At 72.4% G+C, this 21,680-nt stretch carries 20 protein-coding genes and 2 tRNA genes; 8 read left to right on the plus strand and 14 right to left on the minus strand.

The genetic code is table 11. From position 1 onward, the window contains the following. Positions 1-15: 15 nt before the first annotated feature. A complete protein-coding gene (locus ACQVFL_RS25445; RefSeq protein ID WP_396690994.1) occupies positions 16-1,005 on the plus strand; it encodes a hypothetical protein in 990 nt (329 codons plus the stop codon). Here ACQVFL_RS25445 and ACQVFL_RS25450 read toward each other — a convergent pair. After that, positions 960-2,162, minus strand: a complete 1,203-nt coding sequence (locus ACQVFL_RS25450) for a glycosyltransferase (protein ID WP_396690544.1) — start codon at positions 2,160-2,162, stop codon at positions 960-962. The two genes, ACQVFL_RS25445 and ACQVFL_RS25450, sit on opposite strands and share 46 nt — an antisense overlap. 135 nt (positions 2,163-2,297) lie before the next feature. Here ACQVFL_RS25450 and ACQVFL_RS25455 point away from each other — a divergent pair, with 135 nt between their 5' ends. Next, complete coding sequence (locus tag ACQVFL_RS25455) at positions 2,298-3,212, plus strand: SDR family oxidoreductase (RefSeq protein ID WP_431727755.1); 915 nt, start codon at positions 2,298-2,300, stop codon at positions 3,210-3,212. Between the two features lie 119 nt (positions 3,213-3,331). Further along, positions 3,332-3,904: a DUF5709 domain-containing protein gene (locus ACQVFL_RS25460; protein ID WP_350692591.1), complete on the plus strand. Its 573-nt coding sequence runs from the start codon at positions 3,332-3,334 to the stop codon at positions 3,902-3,904. Between the two features lie 15 nt (positions 3,905-3,919). Here the strand turns inward: ACQVFL_RS25460 and ACQVFL_RS25465 are convergent, their stop codons facing one another. Further along, the gene (locus ACQVFL_RS25465) at positions 3,920-4,564 is read right to left on the minus strand and encodes a response regulator (RefSeq protein WP_431729890.1); all 645 of its coding nucleotides are present in this window, start codon (positions 4,562-4,564) and stop codon (positions 3,920-3,922) included. A 14-nt stretch (positions 4,565-4,578) separates the two neighbouring features. Beyond that, positions 4,579-5,703 (minus strand): MacS family sensor histidine kinase, encoded by a 1,125-nt coding sequence (gene macS / locus ACQVFL_RS25470; RefSeq protein WP_396690539.1) that lies wholly within the window; start codon positions 5,701-5,703, stop codon positions 4,579-4,581. A 116-nt stretch (positions 5,704-5,819) separates the two neighbouring features. On the opposite strand from macS, the gene ACQVFL_RS25475 reads away from it, so the two are divergent. Continuing rightward, complete coding sequence (locus ACQVFL_RS25475) at positions 5,820-6,290, plus strand: ATP-binding protein (protein WP_396690537.1); 471 nt, start codon at positions 5,820-5,822, stop codon at positions 6,288-6,290. Between the two features lie 16 nt (positions 6,291-6,306). Here the strand turns inward: ACQVFL_RS25475 and ACQVFL_RS25480 are convergent, their stop codons facing one another. The 6 genes from ACQVFL_RS25480 to ACQVFL_RS25505 form a co-directional block, all read right to left on the minus strand. Further along, a complete protein-coding gene (locus tag ACQVFL_RS25480; RefSeq protein ID WP_396690535.1) occupies positions 6,307-7,140 on the minus strand; it encodes a phosphoribosylaminoimidazolesuccinocarboxamide synthase in 834 nt (277 codons plus the stop codon). Between the two features lie 75 nt (positions 7,141-7,215). Then, positions 7,216-7,458 (minus strand): hypothetical protein, encoded by a 243-nt coding sequence (locus ACQVFL_RS25485; protein WP_431727756.1) that lies wholly within the window; start codon positions 7,456-7,458, stop codon positions 7,216-7,218. 122 nt (positions 7,459-7,580) lie between these two features. Beyond that, positions 7,581-7,654 (minus strand) — tRNA-Met (locus ACQVFL_RS25490). A gap of 150 nt (positions 7,655-7,804) precedes the next feature. Then, positions 7,805-7,878: transfer RNA gene (locus tag ACQVFL_RS25495), tRNA-Met, on the minus strand. A gap of 144 nt (positions 7,879-8,022) precedes the next feature. After that, positions 8,023-11,037, minus strand: a complete 3,015-nt coding sequence (locus ACQVFL_RS25500) for a UPF0182 family membrane protein (protein ID WP_431727757.1) — start codon at positions 11,035-11,037, stop codon at positions 8,023-8,025. Between the two features lie 192 nt (positions 11,038-11,229). Continuing rightward, positions 11,230-12,243 (minus strand): PDZ domain-containing protein, encoded by a 1,014-nt coding sequence (locus tag ACQVFL_RS25505; RefSeq protein ID WP_396690531.1) that lies wholly within the window; start codon positions 12,241-12,243, stop codon positions 11,230-11,232. 113 nt (positions 12,244-12,356) lie between these two features. On the opposite strand from ACQVFL_RS25505, the gene ACQVFL_RS25510 reads away from it, so the two are divergent. Continuing rightward, complete coding sequence (locus ACQVFL_RS25510; RefSeq protein WP_396690529.1) at positions 12,357-13,676, plus strand: zinc-dependent metalloprotease; 1,320 nt, start codon at positions 12,357-12,359, stop codon at positions 13,674-13,676. 98 nt (positions 13,677-13,774) lie between these two features. On the opposite strand, the gene ACQVFL_RS25515 is transcribed toward ACQVFL_RS25510, so the two are convergent. Both ACQVFL_RS25515 and ACQVFL_RS25520 read right to left on the minus strand, forming a co-directional pair. Further along, positions 13,775-14,395, minus strand: coding sequence for a hypothetical protein (locus ACQVFL_RS25515; RefSeq protein ID WP_431727758.1), 621 nt, complete (start codon positions 14,393-14,395; stop codon positions 13,775-13,777). A gap of 31 nt (positions 14,396-14,426) precedes the next feature. Then, positions 14,427-14,948, minus strand: coding sequence for a M48 family metallopeptidase (locus tag ACQVFL_RS25520; protein WP_396690525.1), 522 nt, complete (start codon positions 14,946-14,948; stop codon positions 14,427-14,429). A gap of 535 nt (positions 14,949-15,483) precedes the next feature. On the opposite strand from ACQVFL_RS25520, the gene ACQVFL_RS25525 reads away from it, so the two are divergent. From ACQVFL_RS25525 to ACQVFL_RS25535, 3 genes are all read left to right on the plus strand, one after another. Beyond that, on the plus strand, positions 15,484-15,651 hold the full coding sequence (locus ACQVFL_RS25525; RefSeq protein WP_012014940.1) for a DUF5679 domain-containing protein: 168 nt from the start codon (positions 15,484-15,486) through the stop codon (positions 15,649-15,651). A 192-nt stretch (positions 15,652-15,843) separates the two neighbouring features. Next, positions 15,844-16,947, plus strand: a complete 1,104-nt coding sequence (locus tag ACQVFL_RS25530) for a TOMM precursor leader peptide-binding protein (RefSeq protein ID WP_431727759.1) — start codon at positions 15,844-15,846, stop codon at positions 16,945-16,947. Positions 16,948-16,957: 10 nt separating this feature from the next. Beyond that, a complete protein-coding gene (locus tag ACQVFL_RS25535) occupies positions 16,958-18,286 on the plus strand; it encodes an ABC1 kinase family protein (protein WP_396690521.1) in 1,329 nt (442 codons plus the stop codon). A 312-nt stretch (positions 18,287-18,598) separates the two neighbouring features. On the opposite strand, the gene ACQVFL_RS25540 is transcribed toward ACQVFL_RS25535, so the two are convergent. The 3 genes from ACQVFL_RS25540 to ACQVFL_RS25550 all read right to left on the minus strand — a co-directional run bounded on the left by ACQVFL_RS25540 (position 18,599) and on the right by ACQVFL_RS25550 (position 21,674). Then, positions 18,599-18,964, minus strand: coding sequence for a WhiB family transcriptional regulator (locus ACQVFL_RS25540; protein ID WP_350692611.1), 366 nt, complete (start codon positions 18,962-18,964; stop codon positions 18,599-18,601). A 134-nt stretch (positions 18,965-19,098) separates the two neighbouring features. Next, positions 19,099-19,383, minus strand: coding sequence for a hypothetical protein (locus ACQVFL_RS25545; RefSeq protein WP_396690519.1), 285 nt, complete (start codon positions 19,381-19,383; stop codon positions 19,099-19,101). A gap of 140 nt (positions 19,384-19,523) precedes the next feature. After that, positions 19,524-21,674, minus strand: a complete 2,151-nt coding sequence (locus tag ACQVFL_RS25550) for an ATP-dependent DNA helicase UvrD2 (protein WP_396690517.1) — start codon at positions 21,672-21,674, stop codon at positions 19,524-19,526. Positions 21,675-21,680: the final 6 nt, after the last annotated feature.

The following is a 21,680-nucleotide window of genomic DNA, read 5'->3' on the forward strand; positions in this document are numbered from 1 at the left end:
TGTTTCCTCGCGGCGATGATCGTCGCGTACGGCGTTGCCAACCTGTTGCAGTCGGTCGCCGCGGCCCGCACCACGGTGCAGCACACCTTCGATCCCGGTCTGCTGCTGCGCCTGGCCGGACACCGCGCCTACCTGGTCGGTCTGGTCTGCCAGGTGGGTGGTTTCGTGCTCGCCTTCCTGGCCCGCCGGGACCTGCCGTTGTTCCTGGTGCAGGCGAGCGTGGCGGCCGGGCTCGGGGTCACCGCGATCCTCGGTGTGCTGGTGCTGAAATGGCGGCTGCCGGTCGCCGAGGTGGTGCTGCTGCTCCTGCTCTTCGCCGGGATCACCGCGCTGGTGCTCTCCGCCCGGCCGGCGCAGTCCAAGCCGCTCGGCACCGCCGGCATGATCGCCTTGCTGGTGACGCTCGGCGTGATCGCGGTGCTCGGCTTCTTCGCGGTCCGGTTGCGCGGAGCCCCCGGCTCGGTGGCGCTCGGATCGCTGGCCGGGCTGGCCTTCTCCGCCGCCGCGGTGGCCGCCCGCCCGCTGGCCTCCGCACCGACCTGGGACGCGTTCCTCGCCGACCCGCTGCTCTACGTGCTGGTCGGTCACTCCGTGGTCGGTCAGTTGCTGCTCGGCCTGGCCATGCAGCGCGGCTCCACCACGGCGGCGGTCGCCGCGATGGACGCCGCCGGGGCGGTGCCCGCCGCGATCGTCGGGTTGCTGCTACTCAACGACAAGATCTGGCCCGGCCGGGAGTGGCTCGCGGCGGTCGGCTTCCTGGTCACCCTCGCCTCGGTGATCGGCCTGACCCGGTACGCCGAGCCCCAGCACCACCACGCCGTCGCCCAGGAGACCTCGCGGGCGGTCGTCGCCGGCAAGCCGCTGATCGGACCGCAGCCCAGCGGGCCGCGACGGGGCGACACGGTCGGCCCGGTCGCGCATCCGGCCGACCAACTCTCCCCGGCCGCCTCCGGGCTGTCTCAGGCCGCCTCGACGGGCTTACGCCGACCGACCACCCGCTCGTAGAGCCGTTCCAGGGCGGAGGCTGTTCGCTCCCAGGTGTAGCTGCACCGGACCCGGTCCACCGCGGCGTGCCCGTAGGCGAACCGGCCCGCGTTGTCGGTGAGCAGGCGGCGCAACGTCATCCCCAGGGTCCGGACGTCACCCGGCGGCACCAGCTTGCCGGTCACCTCGTCCACCACCGCGTCGGCGATACCGCCCATGGCGTAGCCGACCACCGGAACCCCGCAGGCCATCGCCTCCAGCGACACCCGCCCGGCCGAGGAGTAGCGCGGTGTGCAGGCGACCACGTCGGCCGAGCGGTACCAGGTGGCCATCTGCTCGTGCGGCACGGCGCCCACCAGGTGCACCTGCTCCCCCACCCCGATCCGCTCGGCCAGTTCCCGCAGCCGGCGGGCCTCGGCGTGCCGGGCCAGCCCCTCCGCGGGCGGACCACCGGCGATCACCAGTTCCGCGTCGCCGACCAGACGCATCGCGCGGATCAGGTCGTCCTGCCCGTGGCCTCGCGAGAGCCCGCCGACGGAGAGGATCCGGGACCGCTGCTCCCGGGGGGCCGCCTCGCCGTCCGGGTGGAACCGGTCGATGTCCACTCCGGTCGGGACCATCGCCACCGAGCTGCGTTGCAGACCCATCCGGGTCAGCTCGTCCACCTCGTCGTTGCACTGGGCCACCGCCATGTCCACCGCCCGGGTCAGTGCCCGTTCCAGCGGGATGCGGGTGCCCGGCCCGTCGTACTGCGAACCGAGGTGGCGGAGTTGCTCCATGCCGAGGGAGTGGAACGTCTGCACCACCGGGATGTCGGTCTCCCGGACCGCCTGCGCGGCGGCCAGTCCACCGACCCAGTAGTGCCCGTGCACCACGTCCGGGGTCCAGTCGCCGGACCATCGGTCGGCCAGCCACTGGCCGAACGCCGGCACGTACGGCACCAGCTCGGCGGTGGGGATCGGGGTGATCGGGCCGACCGGCGCACGCTCCACCCGGTAGCCGTCGACGAGGTCGCTCTCGACCGCCTCCGGATCGTCCCGTCGGGTGTAGACCCGTACGTCGTGACCTCTCCCCGCCAGTTCGGCGGCGACCCGTGCGATGTGCTGGTAGGTGCCGACGACGGTACCGTCGCCGGACGGCGGCGAAGCGGCGTGGGCGCAGACGAGGCCGACGCGCATGGGTCACCTCCATGCGGATGGGGCGGTGGTCTCAGGTCAGAGCGTCCCATTAACCGGGCTCCGACGAGCCGAAACATGGCAGATCCGGCGCTGTCCGGCGCGCATGACCCGGACACCAGGGGGTACCGATGAGGAATGCCCCTCGCCCGAAAGCTCGCCGACGCGGTCGTGGTGATCACCGGCGGTTCCAGCGGCATCGGTGCGGCGACCGCCTACGCGCTGGCCCGTCGTGGCTGTGCCGTGGTGCTGGCCGCCCGCTCCGCACCGGCCCTGGAACGGGTCGCCGGGCACTGTCGTGAGCTGGGCGGTCGGGCGCTGGTGGTGCCGACCGACGTCACCGACCCGGACGCGGTGCGCCGGCTGGCGTACGTGGCGGCGAGCGAGTTCGGCCGGATCGACGCCTGGATCAACAACGCGGCGGTCGGGGCGGTCGGACTCTTCGACGAGATCCCGGAGGCGGAGTTCCGCCGGGTGCTGGACGTGAGCCTGCTCGGCAGCGCCAACGGCATCCGGGCCGCGCTGCCCCACCTGTCGGCCGCCGGCGGCGGTGTGGTGGTCAACAACGCCTCGATCCTGGCCGAGGTGGCGATGCCGTACCAGTCGCCGTACAACGCCGCCAAACACGGCATCCGAGGGCTGGCCGACACGGTCCGCCAGGAGCTGCGGCTCACCGGGCGCGGTGCGATCTCGGTCTGCACCGTGCTTCCGGCCACCATCGACACACCGTTCTTCCGGCACGCCGCCAACCACAGCGGCCGGGAGCTGACACCCCCACCGCCGGTCTACCCGCCGGAGGTGGTCGCCGAGACGATCGTCCGGCTGCTGCGCAGGCCGCGCCGCGAGGCGTACGCGGGTGGGGCCGCCCGGTTGATCGGCCTGCCCTGGCGACTCGCCCCGGCCGCCGCCGAGCGCCTCCTCGGCTGGTACGTGCAGCGCACCCAGTTCGGGCCCGCGCCCCGCCCCGAGGCACCGGGAACGTGTTCCGGCCGGACGCCGAGGCGCTGCCGGAGGGCGGCTGGCACGGGCGACGCCGACAGCTCGTCCGGATGACCGCCGCGGTCGGCCTGGCCGCCGCCGGCACGGTCGCGGCGGTGGCCCACCAGCGGCGGCTGCCGCAACGGCGCGGGCGGGACCGGTTACGGCCGGAGGGCAACGGGTAGTGGTCAGTCATGCGCGACGACGAGTACCCGACCCCCCTGTCCGACCCTGAGGCCGACGGCCTGCCGGACACCGCCGACGACGACTCGACGGCCGGTGACGACGTGCTGACCGGTCGGGAGGCGGACGGCCCGGCGCCGGCCCAGTTGCCCGGTGACCGGACCCCGGTGGCCGTGGACGAGTTCGGCACCACCGCCGAGGAGCAGCTCGACGGCGAGTCGCTGGACTACAAGCTCGGCCGGGAGCAGTTCGAACTGCCGGTCGACGATCCGCTGGCCGGTCCGGTCGACCCGGACATCGCGGCCGAGGCGGACAGTCGGGAGCAGGCGGCACAGGCGCAGCTCGACGCCGACGTGATCGACCCGGGCCCGACCTCCGACCCGAACTCCCCGGTGTCGCTCTACGACCACGACCGGCTGGGCACCGTCGCCGACGCCACCGTGGGCCGACTCGTCGAACCGGACGAGGGCACGCACACCGACCAGGAGACCGACTCCATCGCGTACGACGCGGGAGCGGCCGGTGGCGGGGCCAGCGCCGAGGAGTTGGCCGTACACGAGACCCGACCGCCGCACTCGGTCTGAGTCCCGCTCACGGCGTCACTCGTCCAGGCCGCGCTCGATCGCGTACCGGGTGAGCTCCACCCGGTTGTGCAGTTGCAGCTTGCCGAGCGTGTTCTGCACGTGGTTCTGCACCGTCCGGTGGGACAGTCCGAGCCGCTCGGCGATCTGCTTGTAGGACATCCCCTTGGCCACCAGGCGCAGCACCTCGGTCTCCCGTTCGGTGAGCCGGGGTGCGCTGTCCGGTGTGCCGTCCGGGGCCTGTTCCCGTACGGCGGCCAACCGGCGGTACTCGCCCAGCACCAGCCCGGCCAGGCCGGGCGTGAAGACCGGTTCTCCGGCGGCGGTCCGCCGGACCGCGTCCAGGAACTCCGCCAGCCCGGCGGACTTCAGCAGGTAACCGGTGGCGCCGGCCTTCACCGCGTCCAGCACTCCCTGCTGCTCGCCGCTGGCCGAGAGCATCAGCACCCGCACGTCGGGCCGTTCCGCCCGCAGTCCCCGGATCACCTGCACCCCGGAGATGTCCGGCAGTTGCAGGTCGAGCACCACCAGGTCGGGCCGGGCCGCGCCGATGACCCGGACCGCCTGTCGGCCCTCGCCGCAACTGGCCACCACCTCGTGGCCGGCCTCGGTGAGATCGCGGGCCACCCCTTCCCGCCACATCGGGTGGTCGTCGACCACCATCACGCGTACGCCGTTCACGATCCCCTCCTCGGCACGGTGAGCTCGACCTCGGTGCCGGCGCCCGGGGTGGAGCTGATCCGGGCGGTCCCGCCGAGGTCGGCGAGTCGTCCCTGGATCGCGTGGGTCACGCCGAGCCGACCCTGGGCGGCGGCCTCGGCCAGTCGTTCCGGGGCGAAACCGGCCCCCTCGTCGCGGATCGACACGGTCACCGCCGTCCCCTCGTCCTCGACCAGCACCCAGGCGCGTCCGCCGCCGTGTCGGGCGACGTTGTCCAGCGCGGCCCCGGTCGCGGCGGCCAGTTCGCGGGCCACCGCCGGTGGCAGCGGCACCGGGGTGGCCGGCGCGGACAGCGACACGCTGCCCGAGGCGTACCGGCCGAGCAGGGCGTTCAGGTCCACCGGTGCGTCCACGTCGTCGCCGGACAACGGACCGGTGCCGGAGATCAGCATCCGCAACGCCGCCTCCTGCTCACCGGCGAGGCGGGCCAGTTCGCCGGCCTCGCCGTCGAGCCGTTCGCCGCGCCGCTGCACCAGGGCGAGCACCTGGAGCACCGAGTCGTGGATGTCCCGGGCCAGCCGTTCCCGTTCCCGGTTGGCGGCCTCGATCTCGACCGCCCGCTGCAACCGCTCCCCGGCGGTCACGGTGAGCCGGGCGACGTGCCCGACGACGACTCCGGCGAGCAGCATCAGGATCGCGCCGTTGATCGCGGTCGGGGTGGCCATTCCCCGGGTGGCCAGGTCGGTGGCGCCGACGACCACGGCGGCCAGCGCCCCGCGTCGCCGTCCGCCGCAGACCGCCCAGGCCAGCACCGGACCGCTCAACCAGGCAACCGCCATGGTCGGCAGGCCCGCGTCCAGTGCGGCGCGGCCCATCACCCACGGGGTGGCCAGGAGGATCGCCACCACGACGCCGAGATCGGCCAGCAGCAGCGGCCAGCCGCGCCGGGCCGGAGTGGCGTAGCCGATCGCGGTGACGGCGGTCCAGGCCGCCATCACCAGCACCAGCACACCGGCGAGCAGCGGGTGGGCGTAGCGGTCCGCGTCGCGCAGCACGACGACGCAGACGTACGCCAGCGAGGCCACCCGGAAGACCGCGACGGCCCGCCAGAGGGGGAGTTCGAAACCACCGGGGGCGGACACGCCCGTCACCATGCCACAGCCCGTTCGGGGGGTCCTCGGCGATGCGGCGCTACGAACCCTGACGTACGGTGGAAAAAGCCGCGTAAAGCTCTGCGATCTCCTGTCGGGACGGGGCCATGACGAACGCAGAACCCCGCACACCGCGTACGGTGGTGCCCATCGAACACACCCTCCTGATCGCTGACGCCTTCGACCAGGCCCAGGTGACCGAGTTGCGACACTCGGTCACCTCCTGTGTGCGCGCCGCGGGGCTGCGCGACGACCGCCTGGACGACTTCGTGCTCGCGGTCAACGAGCTGATCACCAACGCGGTCCGGCACGGCGGAGGGCAGGGCTGGCTACGCCTCTGGACGGAGGCCGACCTGGTGATGTGCGAGGTCTCCGACCACGGCCAGGGGATCAGCGTGCAACGCCTCGACGACCGCAGCCGGCCGGCGCCGGAGACCGCCGGAGGCTGGGGACTCTGGCTGGCCCGCGAGCTGACCGACGCGATGGACGTCACGACCGGCCCGGCCGGCACCACGGTCCGGATCACCTCCGCGACCGCCCCCACCGAGCAGCACATCGGCCGGCACCGCAGCGAGTGACGCCAGAATCCCGGGATCACTCCCAGCGGTTGCCGGTGATCTTCTCGTAGACGTCCACGTAGCGGGCCCGGGTGGCCTCGACCACCTCGTCCGGCACCTCGGGTGCCGGTTCGCTCTTGTCCCACCCGCTGCCGGCCGCCCAGTCCCGCACGTACTGCTTGTCGTAGGAGAACTGCGTACGGCCCGGCTGGTACGACTCGGCCGGCCAGAAGCGGGACGAGTCCGGAGTGAGCACCTCGTCGGCCAGGACCAGGGTGCCGTCCGCCGCCCAGCCCAGCTCGATCTTGGTGTCGGCGACCAGGATGCCCCGCTCGGCGGCCAGCTCGGCACCCCGGCAGTAGACGTCGATGGTCAGCTTCCGCAGCCGCTCGGCGGTCTCCGCGCCGACCTCGTCGACCACCTCGGCGAAGGTCATCGGCTCGTCGTGCTCCCCCATCGGCGCCTTGGTCGACGGGGTGAAGATCGGCTCGGGCAGGATGGACGCCTCGCCCAGGCCACGCGGCAGCACGACGCCGGACACCGCACCGGTGCTCTGGTACTCCTTGAGGCCTCCGCCGGTGAGGAACCCACGGGCGACGCACTCCACCGGGACCATCCGCAAGCGGCGACACCGGATCGCCCGCCCGGCGAACTCCGCCGGCACGTCGGTGGCGGAGATGACGTGGTGCGGCACCAGGTCGGCGAGCTGCTCGAACCACCAGAGTGACAACGCGGTGAGCAGCTTGCCCTTGTCCGGGATCGGCGTCGGCAGCACCACGTCGTAGACGGAGACGCGGTCCGAGGCGACCAGGATCAGGTCGTCACCGTCCGAGTAGACGTCCCTCACTTTGCCCGAGTGCAGAAGTTCCACGCGGACAAGTAGACCACGCGCCGAGCGCGCCACCGTGTCGGGACCGCAGCGCGCGGGCGGCGCTGCGGAACCCCCTCAGCGCCGCCGGTTACGGGTGAGCCGGACCAGCAGCAGGACCACCACGGCCACCACCGCCAGGCAGCAGAGCAGGCCCAGGAAGCCGAAGAGGCCACCACCGCGCCCGCGTCGCCGGGCGGCCTCCACGACCAGTTCCCCGGTGCCGGTCGAGGCCCACGCGGCGACCGGCACGAACACCGCCAGCACCACCGTTCCCAGGAGCGTGCCGAGCCGCCCCCACCACTTGCCGATTGAAGACATGGCCCCATCCTCGCCGAGGCCCGCAACCCCTGACCGCCGAACGCGCTGGCGAGATGGGCCACCGGTCGCGATGTCGACGGAAACGACGAAGGCCCCGGATGTCCGGGGCCTTCGTCGTGCAGTAGCGGGGACAGGATTTGAACCTGCGACCTCTGGGTTATGAGCCCAGCGAGCTACCGAGCTGCTCCACCCCGCGTCGGTATGTGACAACCCTACCCCATCCGTCACGAGCCCCACCGACCACCCCACAGGTACCCGAACAAGGTGTTCCCGGCAGCCGTGGGAGGGGGCACCGCACTCCGGACAACGAGAAAGGCCCCGGATGTCCGGGGCCTTTCTCGTGCAGTAGCGGGGACAGGATTTGAACCTGCGACCTCTGGGTTATGAGCCCAGCGAGCTACCGAGCTGCTCCACCCCGCGTCGGTAGATCCACCGTAGCGCACCACCCCGTCCCGCCGCAAAACGACTCACAGAACGCCGTGGACGACCGGTGGGCCCGGACACCGAAGGGCCCGTGGGCGGCGACGGATCGCCGGTCCACGGGCCCTGTCGGAACGTGCTCCGTCAGCCGGTCGGCGACGGACTGCCGGTCGGTGCCGGACTGCCGGTCGGTGCCGGACCGTTCGTCCCGGCTGCCTGCTGTGCCTGCTGGAACGCGGTCAGCGCCTCGTCCAGCGTCTTGAGCGCCCGGCCGTACCGCTCGAAGTCACCGGACGCCTGCGCGTCACGCACCTCGGTGATCGCCGCACGTACCCGGTCGGCGGCGGCCCCCAGGTCCCCGGTGAGCGGCGGCGCCTCGGTCGACGTCGGCGAAGGCGTCGGCTCCTCGCCGCCCGGTGGCTCCTCGCCTGCGGGCGGCTCCTCCGTGGCCGGCGGCGGGTTGCCGGCCGCCGCCCGCTTGCCCTGCTCCACGAGCTGCTTGATGCCGTCGGCCGGGTTGTCGGCCAGCACCACGAACGAACCGCCGTCGCCGTACGAGAGCAGCACCTTCTGCAACAGCGGGTACGCGTCGGTCTGGTTGCTCTTCACGTAGACCGGCTCGACGTAGAGCATGCCGTTGCCGAACGGCAGCGAGAGCAGGTTGCCGTACTGCACCTGTGCCTGGTTCGAGGAGAGCAGGTTCAACTGCTGCCGGATGTTGGCGTTGTTGGTCATCTGCTGGTGCACCTGCACCGGGCCGGAGACCCGGGTCTGGTCGGGCAGCTCCAGCACCTGCAACCTGGGCCGCCCGTCCTGGTACGACGCCGAGATCAACGCGGCCAGGTTCTGCCGGCCGTTCGGGGTGACCGCGCTGGTGAGCTGGAAGGTCGGCTCCTCCTGCCCGGGCATCTGCGTGTAGAGGTAGTACGGCGGCTGCTTGACCCCGCTGTCCGGCGCGTCCGGCACGTTCGGCACCTGCCAGAAGTCCTGGCCGGAGTAAAAGTCGCCGGGGTTCGTGACGTGGAACCGGGTCAGCAGGTTGCGCTGCACCTTGAACAGGTCGGCCGGGTAGCGGAAGTGGTCGGCCAGCGCCTGCGGGATCTCCTCGCGCGGCTTGATCAGGTCACCGCCGAAGGCCTTATTCCACGCCTTGAGCACCGGGTCGTTCTCGTCGAACTCGTAGAGCGTGACCGTGCCGTCGTACGCGTCCACGGTCGCCTTGACCGAGTTGCGGATGTAGTTGACGTTCTCCCGGGCCAACTGGATGGTGCCCCGGCCGGTCAGCTCGTCGGTGGTCTCCTGCTGGAGGTTGACCCGCTCGGCGTACGGGTAGGTGGCCGAGGTGGTGTAGCCGTCCACGATCCACTGCACCCGGCCGTCCACCACGGCGGGGTACGGGTCGCCGTCGAGCGTCAGGAACGGCGCGACCTTCTCCACCCGGTCCCGGGGGTTGCGCACGTAGAGAAGCTTGGAGTTGTCGTTGACCGCCTCGGAGAGCAGGAAGTTCGGCTCCTGCTCCTTGATGGCGTAGAGCAGCCGCCGGGAGAACGACCCGACGTCGACGCCGCCCTCGCCGGTGTAGGTGTAGTACGACTCGCGGCCCTCGCCGCTCTCGCCCGCCGGACGGTCGAACTCCGCCGGGTTGGCGTCCTCGCTCGGCTTGCCGACGATGGCGTAGTCACCGTCCTGCATCCGCTCGCCGTAGTAGATCCGGGGCTGGCTGGCCGGGATCAGGTCGGTCGGCGAGGAGCAGGACTCCTGCGACCGCTCGCCGAGGAAGCCCGAGACGAAGAACGGCTGGCCACCGCAGACGACCCGGTTGGCGGGGGCGGCCACCACGCCGTACCCGTGGGTGTAGACGGTGTGGCGGTTGATCCAGTTGCTCTGCTGGGCGGTCAGCTCGCCGTAGTTGATCTCACGTACGCCGACCACGTAGTCCTGGGTCCGGCCGTCGACCGTGTACCGGTCGATGTCGAGCTTGGGGCCGAAGTCGTAGAAACCACGGACCTGCTGGAGCTGGGTGTAGGTCTCGCTGACCAACTGCGGGTCGAGCAGTCGGGCGTTCGGCACCACCGCGGTGTCGGTGGCCAGGCTCTCCGTCGGGGTCAGGTTACTCGCCGAGTACGCCGAGTTCTCCGCGATGTTCAGCCCGTACGAGGCGCGGGTGGCGTCGATGCTGCGCTGGATGTACGGCGCCTCCTTGTCCCGGGCGCTCGGCTTGACCTCGAAGGTCTGCACCGCCCAGGGGTAGATGCCGCCGATCGCCACCGCCGAGACGCCGAGCAGCGCCAGCGAGATGCCCGGCCAGACCAGGTTCCGCATCCAGGCGTTGGAGAACACGATGATCGCGATCGCCACCACCACGGAGATGTAGGCGAGGATCTCCTTGGCCGGCAGCAACGCGTTGATGTCGGCGTACCCGGCGCCGTAGACGCCCACGCCGTCGTTGTACTCCAGCAGCATCGACCGCCGGTCCAGCACGTACGCAACGGCCTTGAGCAGCACGAAGACCGCGACCAGCGAGCTCAGGTGGGCCCGTGCCGCACCGCTCATCCGGTCGCCGACGCCCTGTAGGCGTACCCCGCCGAAGAGGTAGTGCACGGCCAGCGATCCGATCAGCGCCAGCACCACCGCGGTGAAGCCCAGCCCGAGCAGGAACCGCCAGAACGGCAACTGGAAGACGTAGAAGCCGACGTCCACGCCGAACTCCGGGTCCTGTACGCCGAAGTCACCGCCGTGCAGGAAGAGCAGCCACTGGTTCCAGCGGCTCTGCGCGGACAGGCCGGCGAAGAGACCCACCACCACGGCGGCGGCGGCGATCCAGAGCCCGAGCCGGGGGCCGAGCAGCATCCGGTAGCGCTCCAGCGTCGCCTGCTCCGGCGAGTGCGGACGCATCCGGGGCCGCAACCGCTGCGCCAGCCAGAGGTTGCCGCCGACGATCAGGCCCATCGCGACAGCGGCGGCCAGGAACAACAGCAACCGGGTGACGATCACGCCACGGAAGACGGAGGTGTAGTCGACCTCGGAGAACCACAGCCAGTCGGTCCAGGCCTGCACCCCCCAGCCGAGCAGGGTGAACAGGACGAACACCCCGATCAACACCCCGATCGTGACGCGTCCGCGTCGGCTCATCCTCGGCAGGGGGCTGCTGCTACGCATGACCACTGTTGGCTCCGCACGCTCGTTATGATCGGCTCCGACCAGGCACCCAGAGTACGGGGTGTTCCTGAATGCGTTGTGGCAAGGTCGCGCCGCGCAGCCGGCACCGGGCCGGCCCGCGGTCGCACCCACCGGCAGCAGTCCCAGGTCAGCGGGCGTGGTGCGGGCCGGATGCCGAGTCGCCCCCGGCGGTCAGCAGAGCGTCGGCTCGCCCCCGGAACGCAGCGTCTCCAACGCGGTGAGCGCCTCGTCGAGCGAACCCACCCGGACCAGCGGCAGCTCCGGCTGCCGGTTGGACACCGCCTCGGCGCAGTTGGCCGCCGGCACCAGGAACACCGTGGCGCCGGCCCGCTTCGCGCCGACCAGCTTCTGGGGGATGCCACCGATCGGCCCGACCTCGCCCGCGTCGTCGATGGTGCCGGTGCCCGCGATGACCCGGCCACCGGTCAGGTCCTCCGGGGTCAGCTTGTCGATGATCCCCAGGGCGAACATCAGCCCGGCGCTCGGCCCGCCGATGTCCTGGAGGTCGAAGGAGAGCGTGAACGGGTGCGGCTGCTGCTGCTCGATCTCGACGCCGATGCGCGGGCGACCGTCCGACTCCTGGGTGGTGATGGTGTCGGTACGCGCGGCACCGTCGCGGGTGTAGCCGATGCGCAGCGCGGTGCCGGCCGGCTTCGCCCGGACCAGCTCGGTCAGCCGGCCGGCCAGCGGCACCGGCTCCCCGTCGACCGAGGTCACCACGTCACCGGGGCGCAGCACCCCGGCGGCCGGGCCGTCCTCGGCGACGGTCTTGACCACGACCTGCACCTCGTACCCCAACTCCCGCAGCGCGGCGGTCTCCGCGCTGGTCTGCGAGACCTGGAAGTCCTCGGCGTTGCGCTGCTCGACCTCCTCGCGGGTCTCGCCGGGCGGGTAGACCAGCTCGCGCGGCACCACCGCCTGGTCGTCGGAGAGCCAGCCCTGGATGGCCGAGCGCAACTTCACGGTGGGCTGCACACCCACCGTGGTCAGCCGCAGTTGCCCCGCGGAGGTGGAGGTCTCACCACCGGTGACCTGGATCACCTCCTTGCCGTCCTCCTGCCCGAGCGTGTCCACGGTCGGACCGGGACCGAGCACGACATAGGGAACGGGCGCGCCGAGCACCCCGATGCTGAGCAGAGCGGTGAGCAGAGCACCGAGGAGGACGGTCACGCCACGTCGTCTCATGCGGCAGAGCGTACCGAGCCGGTTCCCGGCCTCCGGGCGGCACGACGGGACTTCGCCCTCAGCGCAACCGCGGTGACGGCGACCTGGGGCACGGCGCGCGTACCGTAGAGCTCGTGCCTGATATTCCGTTCGGTTTCGCGCTCCCGGGTGGGCAGCCGCCCGACCCCAACGACCCCGCGCAGATGCAGCAGTTCATGTCGCAGTTGCAGCACCTGCTCTCCGCGCCGGGCAGCGGGCCGGTCAACTGGGATCTGGCCCGTCAGGTGGCGGCCAGTCAGCTCGCGGCGGCGGGCGACCCGGCGGTCTCGCCGTACGAGCGCAATGCGGTAGAGGAAGCCCTGCGCATCGCCGACCTCTGGTTGGAACCGGCCTCGGCGCTGCCCTCCGGCATCAAGACCACGGTGGCCTGGAACCGCAACGAGTGGATCTTCAAGACGCTGGACGTCTGGCGGAAGCTGTGCGACCCGGTGGCCAGCCGGATGGTCGGCGCGATGGGCGACCTGGTGCCGCCCGAGGCGCGCGCCCAGCTCGGCCCGATGCAGTCGATGGTGGCCACGCTCGGCGGCGCCCTGTTCGGCGGTCAACTCGGCCAGGCGCTCGGGTCGCTGGCCGCGGAGGTGCTCTCCGCCGGTGACATCGGCCTGCCACTCGGCCCGGCCGGGACCGCCGCGCTGATCCCGGCCAACATCCGGGGCTACGGCGAGGGCCTGGAGCTGCCCGAGGACGAGGTACGCCTCTACGTCGCCCTGCGCGAGGCGGCCCACCAGCGCCTCTTCGAGCACGTGCCGTGGCTGCGCGGACACGTGCTGACCGCCGTCGAGACGTACGCGGCCGGGATCCGGGTCAACCGGGAGGCGATCGAGGAGGCGATGGGCCGGGTCGACCCGACCGACCCGGAGTCGATGCAGGCGATCGCCCTGGAGGGCATCTTCACGCCGGAGGACAGCCCGGCGCAGAAGGCGTCGCTGGCTCGCCTGGAGACCGCGCTCGCCCTGGTCGAGGGCTGGGTCTGCCACGTGGTGGACGGTGCCGCCGACGGTCGGCTGCCGAACGTGGTCGCGCTCGGCGAGGCGTTCCGTCGCCGCCGGGCGGCCGGTGGACCGGCCGAGCAGACGTTCGCCGCCCTGGTCGGGCTGGAGCTGCGTCCTCGTCGGCTGCGTGAGGCCGCCGCGCTCTGGGCGGCGCTCACCGAGCACCGCGGCATCGCCGGACGGGATGCCCTCTGGGGTCACCCCGACCTGCTGCCCTCCGACGACGACTTCGCCGACCCGGTGGCCTTCGCCATGGCCGACGTGGACCTGATGACCGAGCTGGAGAACTTCGACTTCTCCGCACCGGGCGGCCCGGAGGAGAAGATCCCGGGCGAGGCCGAGGGCAAAGGCAAGGGCCCGGAGCGTCCCGACGACACCGACGGCGACGACCGCCGCTCCTGAACCCGCCCACGCACCCGCCGGTCCGGCGTCAGCCGGACCGGCCCGGTCGGCTGAGGCGGGCGGACGTCGTGGGCCGGGTGCGCGTCGATCCTCTCCGGTCAGCCGGACCGGTCGGCGCCGGTGAGCAGGGCGCGGGTGTTCTCCCAGCCGTCCAGCGCCAGATCGAGGCGGGCCAGGTCGGCGGGGCCGCGTAGCCGGTGCCAGGACGGGGTGACCGCGAGGTCGCCCGGCTCGGGCGCCGCCGCGCGCACGGCTGCGGGCACGGCGCTGTCCAGGTCCAGCACCGGCAGCCAGGAGGGTACGGGCAGCCGGACCGCCGCGCCGAGCAGTCCCGGCACACCGCCCTCGACCGGGGCCAGCGCCACCGGTCGGCTGGTCAGCGGACGCAGGAGCTTGCCGACGGTGAGTCCGGGCAGGTCGGGTGCGTCCCCGGCGACCACCGCCGCCTGCTCGTAGCCGTCGCCCGAGGCGGCGAGGGCGGCGAAGACGGCGTTGGGGGTCGGTTCGGACACCTCGTACACGGTGGTGCCGGGCCAGATCACCTCGTCGGCCAGCCGGCGGTCCGCCGCGGTGGCCGCCACCGCGGTGTCCACCTCGTTGAGCATGGCGAGCAGGTCGACCACGTCCTCGGCGAGCGCGCGCCGCCACTGCGCCGGGTCGATGCCGGGCGGCGTCCAGATGACCGGGGCGAGCAGCGCCACCACCACACGTCGAGCCATCCTCCGACCCTACCGCCGGGCGGAGCACCGCTCAGGGCGTGCCGCCCACCGCCGCGACACCCTCCAGGTAGCCCCGGGCCCGTTCGGTCTTCGGGTATCGGCCGACCAGCGCCCAGAACTGCGCGTTGTGGCTGGGCACGATGAGGTGGACCAGTTCGTGCAGCAGCACGTAGTCGATCACCCACTCCGGCATCTCCTGGAGCCGGTGGGAGAGCCGGATGGAGCGGTCCGCCGGGGTGCAGGAGCCCCACCGGCCGTTCTGGTTGCTCACCCACCGGACGCTGGCCGGCACCGCCTGGTCGCCGTACTCGGTCAGGTACAGCTTGATCAGCCGGCCGGCCCGCTCCAGCAGCTCGGCGTCGGAGCGGGTCAGGCGACCCTCGCGGGCGGCGAGCCGGGCGAGCATCCGGTCGACCCACTCGCTCTCCTCGGCCCGGGAGAACTGGTCGGGGATGAGGACGACGACCCGCTCACCGTCGCGGTAGGCGGACACCGTACGTCGCCGACGCTGGCTGCGCCGCACTTCGACGACAGGCTTCCGCGCCCCCGCCATCAGTGGACCGCGCAGCCTCGGTTTGCTGTCACGTTGGCAAGCTAATGCGTTGTGACCAGGGGTCCGCAAGGGTCAACCCCCCGACACGCGCCCGGAAAATGGGGATTGGTCGCCAGGAGTCCCGAAAAAATTCTTGCCGGAGCCCCGTGAGGCGTCACGATCACCCTTCGTGATGGCCGGTGAGGTGTCACAGCACCGACACGCTCCACCGTAAGTGATCATCGTCCGGCCCCGCCAGTCGGGTCCCGATCTTCGGTCACGCGGGCCCTACCAGCGGATTTAGCGACCTCCGGTCGGCGTGTCCCCGCCAAAAGGACTGATCTGACCCAATTCGGCGTGCACACTCTCGACGTCGCCTTGCTCACAGTGGCAACGCGCACCTGACATGGAACCGCCCGCACCTGGGTAGGGTCCGCCAACCGGTGGTCATGTGGATGACCACGGAGAAGACCCGGTGTCGGACGTCTTAGGCGACCGCCGCCGGGAGAACCGCCGGACCGGCATCGACCCGGCGGACGAGACGAGGAGGCACACCGTGGCCGACCAGGCCCAGACCTACAACGGTTACTGCGTCAAGTGCAAGGAGAAGCGGGATTTCGAGGGCCGCGTCGAGGTCTCGAAGACCGGCATGAACATGGCCAAGGGCAAGTGTCCGGTGTGTGGCACAACAGTGAACCGCATCCTGGGCAAGGCGAAGGTCTGACGTACGCGTCCGCGCGAGGGGGTGGCCGCCCGGCCACCCCCTCGCGGCGTTCCGCTCACTGTCGGGCCACCGACAGGGTTACCGGCGAGTTGTGGAAAACTCGCCGAATCCTGTGGACAGCCCTGGATCTACGAGTGGCCACCTGTGGACAACGATCGACGGACAGCAGGGAATCGGTCACTGTTCGTACCCATGCCGCCGATCACGGACCACCCGCCGTCGCCCCGCCCCACCCTGCTGCCCGGCCTCAACCGGCTCTGGCGTGACCGGCACACGCTCCAGCTCGGGCTGACGCCGGAGCGTGCCGTCCTGGTCGAGTTCGCCGACCCCGGGGCGGTGCGGCTGCTCGACCTGCTCGACGGCACGCGCAGCGAACGGCAGGTGCTGGTCGGCACGGGTGGCCGTCCCGAGCACGCCCGCGCCCTGCTCGACGCGCTGCGTGCGGCCGGCCTGGTGGTGCCGGCGCACACGCTGGTGCCCCGGGATCTCGCCGAGCCCCGCCGGAGCCGGCTCGCCGCGGAGGCCGGTGCGCTGGCCCTGGCCGCCGCCCGCCTGCCCGGCACGCCCGCGCAGGTGCTCCGCCGTCGCCTGGCCGCCCGGGTGGCGGTCACCGGCCCCGGGCCGCTCGGTGCCGCCGTCGCCCTGGCCCTGGCGCAGGCCGGCGTCGGGCACGTCCAACCCGACCTCACCGGCCCGGTACGCCCCGTCGACCTGGTCGGCAGCGGCATCGCCGCCGGTGACCTCGGGCACCCGCTGGACGCGGCCGTACGGGCGACCGTGGCGAGCGCCGCACCCGGCACCGCCACCGACGCACTGCGTCGGACCCGGCCCGACCTGGTCATCCAGCTCGGCCTCGACCGACCGGCCGCCCTGATGGCCGCCGTCCACGCCCAGCGCCGACAACCGCACCTGCTCGTCGACGTGCGGGAGGGCGTCCCGGTCATCGGGCCGCTGGTCCGGCCGCCGACCGGCCCCTGCCTGCGCTGCCTCGACCTGCATCGGGCCGACCGGGACCCGGACTGGCCGGCCCTCGCCGCCCAGATCGCCCACACGCCTGTCGCCGCAGCGTGTGCCACCGGCACGCTCCTGGCAGCGACCGCCTACGCGGTCGCCGAGGCGCTGGCGCAGCTCGACGGCGGGGCGCCGGAGACGCTCGGCGGTGCGGTGGAGATCGGTCCGGCGGGCGTCGTCCGCCGCCGACACTGGCCACCACACCCCCGCTGTCGGTGCGGCGCGTACCCCGAAGATGAACGCCAGCCCGGGCGCAGAGCAGCAGCGGGCCCGCCGAGTCGGTAACAATGACCTCGTGACCGACATCCCGCGCCGGGCCGTGTCCCGCACCGCCAAGCTCGCCGCACTGCCGCTCGGCTTCGCCGGGCGGACCGTCCTCGGCATGGGAAAGCGTGTCACCGGGCTCGCCTCCGACGTGATCTCCGCCGAGATCCAGCAACGCACCGCCGAGCAGCTCTTCAGCGTCCTGGGCCAGCTCAAGGGCGGTGCAATGAAGTTCGGCCAGGCGTTGTCGGTCTTCGAGGCGGCCCTGCCCGAGGAGGTCGCCGCGCCGTACCGGCAGGCCCTGACCAAGCTCCAGGAGGCCGCGCCGCCGCTGCCCGCCGCCAGCGTGCACAAGGTCCTCGCCGAGCAGTTGGGTCCGGCCTGGCGTGAGCGCTTCGTCACCTTCGACGACTCCCCCGCCGCCGCGGCCAGCATCGGGCAGGTGCACCGGGCCGTGTGGCGGATGCCGGACGGCACCGGCCGGGACGCGGCCGTCAAGATCCAGTATCCGGGTGCCGGTGACGCCCTGCTCGCCGACCTCAAGCAGCTCTCCCGGCTGAGCGCCATGTTCCGGGCCATCCAGCCCGGGCTGGACGTCAAGCCGCTCCTCGCCGAGCTGCGCGAACGCATCACCGAGGAGTTGGACTACGAGTTGGAGGCGGAGTCGCAGCGTGCCTTCGCCGCCGCATACGAGGACGATCCGGAGATCTACGTCCCCTCGGTCTTCTCCGCCTCGCCCCGGGTGCTGGTCACCGAGTGGGTGGAGGGCACGCCGCTGTCCGACATCATCCGGGAGGGCAGCGAGGAGCAACGTGACCGGGCCGGTCTGCTGATGGCCACGCTGCACCTGTCCGCACCGGCGCGGGCCGGGCTGCTGCACGCCGACCCGCACCCGGGCAACTTCCGGCTGTTGCCGGACGGCCGGCTCGGGGTGATCGACTTCGGTGCGGTGGCCCGGATGCCGGAGGGTACGCCGGAGCCGATCGGTCGCATCGCCGCACTGGCGCTGCGGGGCGACGCCGACGGCGTGGAGGCCGGCCTACGCTCGGAGGGCTTCCTCAGCACCGACGACCCGATCGACGCGAGCGCGCTGCTGGAGTTCCTGCGGCCGATGCTGGAACCGATCGCCGCCGAGGAGTTCCGGTTCTCCCGGGCCTGGCTGCGTGCCGAGGCGACCCGACTGGCCAACCCGCGCTCCCCCGCCTACCAGTTCAGCCGACACCTCAACCTGCCGCCGTCGTACCTGCTCATCCACCGGGTGACGCTCGGCTCGATCGGGGTGCTCTGCCAGTTGGAGGCCAAGGCGCCCTACCGGGGCATCCTGGAGCGCTGGCTGCCCGGCTTCGCCCCGGTCGGCTGAGCCAGCGGCCCACGAGACGACGACGGCGGGCGGGGACCTCTGGTCCCCGCCCGCCGTTTGCGGTGTCGGTCCTACAGGACGCCCAACTCGCGAGCCGACCGGGCACGGCCGGTCATGGCGACGGTACGGGCGGATCGGGTTGCCTCAGTGCTCGTGGTGGTGCGACCGGCCTGAGGCCGCAACATTCGCACCTTCGACAGCGCTTCGTGGAGTAGGTACATGTCGGTGGTTCCGTTCGGCAGGTACAACATCGTGGTCAGCTCTCTCTCGGCCGGCGTGCTGCCGGCGGGGTTGGTCCGGTTCGGGAACATGTCAGGCAGCCAGCCGGACCGCGTTGCGCGACGGGGCGAGCCCGTCGGCGGCCAGTCGCGCCTCGGCCTCGACCCGCAGGGCGGCGTCGCGGGCGATGTCCTCCTTGCGCGGGCGACCACGGGGCCGCTTGCGCGGGACGACCGCGCCACGCTCGAAGATCTCGCCGCCCCAGACGCCCCAGGGCTCGGCCCGCTCGACCGCACCGGCCAGGCACTCGACGCGCAGCGGGCAGTCCCCGCAGAGCGACTTGGCCAGTTCCAGCTCGGTGGGCGAGTCGGAGAACCACAGGTCGGGGTCGAACTTCCGGCAGGGCAGGTTCGCCTCCATCTCGACGCTCAGGTCGAGCGGGGCCAACGCCAGACTCATCGCCCGGTCACCTCTCTCTCACACTTCGATCTCGTGGATCGCTGTTCCGACGTACTTCGGCGGTGCAAAAAACTGAGGCCGCGGATCCCGGTGTGCGGGTTCCGCGGCCTCGAGGTGAGCCGGTGGTCTGTTGGTCAGACCGGTCTACCTCGAGGTGGAACACCGCGGACGTCCATCCGCTTGGTGGCGCCATCGACGCCCTTGCCCGTGAAGCCACTGGTCCCCTGGATCCCGGTCGGCTTCGGTGCGAGGATCAGCTCGGCCTGAACCTCGACCCGGTGCGCCTGCGGAGCCCACGGTCGGGTGGCGACGACGGTCGCCCGAACGTCCGTCGCCGAAACGACGGAGATCAGGGCAGCCGACAGCGGAGCGACGGCAACGGGCAGCGCCGTCGGACGCTGGTTGACGTAGCTCTCCATCGGTGCCACCTCCTCACCTTCACTCGACGATCGACTCGGAACAGATGCCCCGTGAGCAGCCCGAACAGGGCCCCCTCGCGAGGTGTGCCCTGAGGCTATGACGGTCGGTGGGGCGAGGGCAAACGAATTAACGGTCAGATTCAGAAACTTTTCTGAGGGCAGATCTCGTCGACCGCCGCGCCCCCGACCAGCGCCAGCACGGCCTCGCCGTACAGGCCGAGTTTGCGCGGGCCGATGCCGGCGATCGCGACCAGTTCCTCGGACCGGGCCGGCCGCCGCTCGGCGAGCGCGACGAGCGTCGCGTCGGTGAAGACCACATAGGCGGGGACCCGCTGGGCCCCGGCCACCCGGGAACGCCACTCACGCAGCCGCTCGTGCAGCTCGTCGTCGATGTCGGACGGGCAGGTGGCGCAGCGCCCCAGCTTGCGGTCCGGCCCGGCGAACAGGGTGGTGCCGCAGATCCGGCAGGAGACGATCCGGGTGGCCGCCCGCCGCTGCGGGCCACGCGCCGGTCCGCCCGCGGTCGCCCGCTCGGTCCCGCCCGGGGCCAGTTGGGGCAGGAAGCGGCACGGCCGCCGGGCCCGCCCGCCCGGGGAACGCGCCGAGGCGTACGACAGCCAGAGCCACTGGCGGGCCCGGGTGATACCGACGTACAGCAGCCGGCGCTCCTCCTCGACCTGCTCGGTGGTGCGCGCGTACGTGGTGGGCAACGTGCCCTCGGCGAGCCCGACCAGGAAGACCGCGTCCCACTCCAGGCCCTTCGCGGAGTGCAGCGAGGCCAGGGTCACCCCGTCCACCGTGGGTACGTGCTGCTGGGCCGCCCGTCGGGCCAGTTCGTCGGCGAAGTCGGCGAGGGTGACCGGGCGCTCGACCGTGGCGGCCACCCCCAGCGGCATCAGATCGGGCGTGGCCGCGTACTCCTCGGCGAGCTGGACCAGCGCGGCCAGCGCCTCCCACCGCTCGCGGGCGGCCCCACCGGGCGGGGGCGCGTCGGGGGCCCACCCGACGGCGGCGAGCGCCTCGACCACCGCCACCGGCAGCGGTGTCTCGCCGGGTATCGACCGGGTGGCCGCGCGCAGCGCCACCATCGCCTGCCGCACCTCGGCCCGTTCGAAGAACCGCTCGGCCCCCTGGACCAGGTACGGCACGCCCACCTCGGCCAGCGCCTTCTCGTACGCCTCGGACTGCGCGTTGGTGCGGAACAGCACGGCGATCTCGCGTGCCGGGGTGCCGGCGTCGACCAGCGCACGGCAGCGGGCGGCGACCGCGGCGGCCTCGGCCGGCTCGTCGGTGAAGATCCGCCGCTCCGGCTCCGGGCCGGGCGGACGCTGGCCCACCAGTTCCAGGCGCAGCCGCGCCTCGGTGCCCCGAGCCTGCGAGATGACCGCGTTGGCCAGCCCCACCACCTGCGGGGTGGACCGGTAGTCACGGACCAGCCGGACCACCGTGGCGCCCCGGTAGCGACGCGGGAAGTCGACCAGGTACGACGACGTCGCCCCGGTGAACGAGTAGATCGTCTGGCTGGCGTCGCCGACCACGGTCACGTCGTCCCGGCCGCCGAGCCAGGCGTCCAGCAGCCGCTGCTGCAACGGGTTGACGTCCTGGTACTCGTCGACGACCAGATGTCGGTACTGGTTGCGCACCTGCTCGGCGACGTCCGGGTGCTCCTCGATCCCCCAGACCGCGGCGCGGAGCACGTCCTCGAAGTCGATCACCCCACCGGTGCGCTTGAGCTTCTCGTACGCGGCGAAGACCTCGGCGACCTTGGCCGGTTCGTGCGGCGTCTCGCGCAGCGCCTTGGCCGCCGCCACCACGTACTCCCCCGGCTCGACCAGCGAGGACTTGGCCCACTCGATCTCACCGGCGAGGTCCCTCGCGGCGGTCCGGTCGGTCCGCAGGCCGGCCCGGGCCGCGGCGAGGGTGACCAGGCGCACCTTGCTGTCCAGCAGCTCGGGCATGGCCCGCCCGGCCAGCAGCCGGGGCGCGAAGTAGCGCACCTGGCGCAGTGCGGCCGCGTGGAACGTCCGGGCCTGGACACCGGCCACCCCGAGCGCGGCGAGCCGGTGGCGCAGCTCGGCGGCGGCGCGGGCGGTGAAGGTGACGGCGAGCACGTGCCGGGCGGAGATCTCCCCGGTCAACGCCCGGTGCGCGATCCGCGAGGTGACCGCGCGGGTCTTGCCGGTGCCCGCCCCGGCGAGTACGCAGACCGGGCCGGCCACGGCGGTCACGGCCGAGCGTTGTTCCGGGTCGAGCCCGGTCAGCACGCGTTCGGACCCGGAGTTAACCACCACAGCGGG

The organism is Verrucosispora sp. TAA-831 (assembly GCF_050780145.1).
Taxonomy (GTDB): Bacteria; Actinomycetota; Actinomycetes; order Mycobacteriales; family Micromonosporaceae; genus Micromonospora.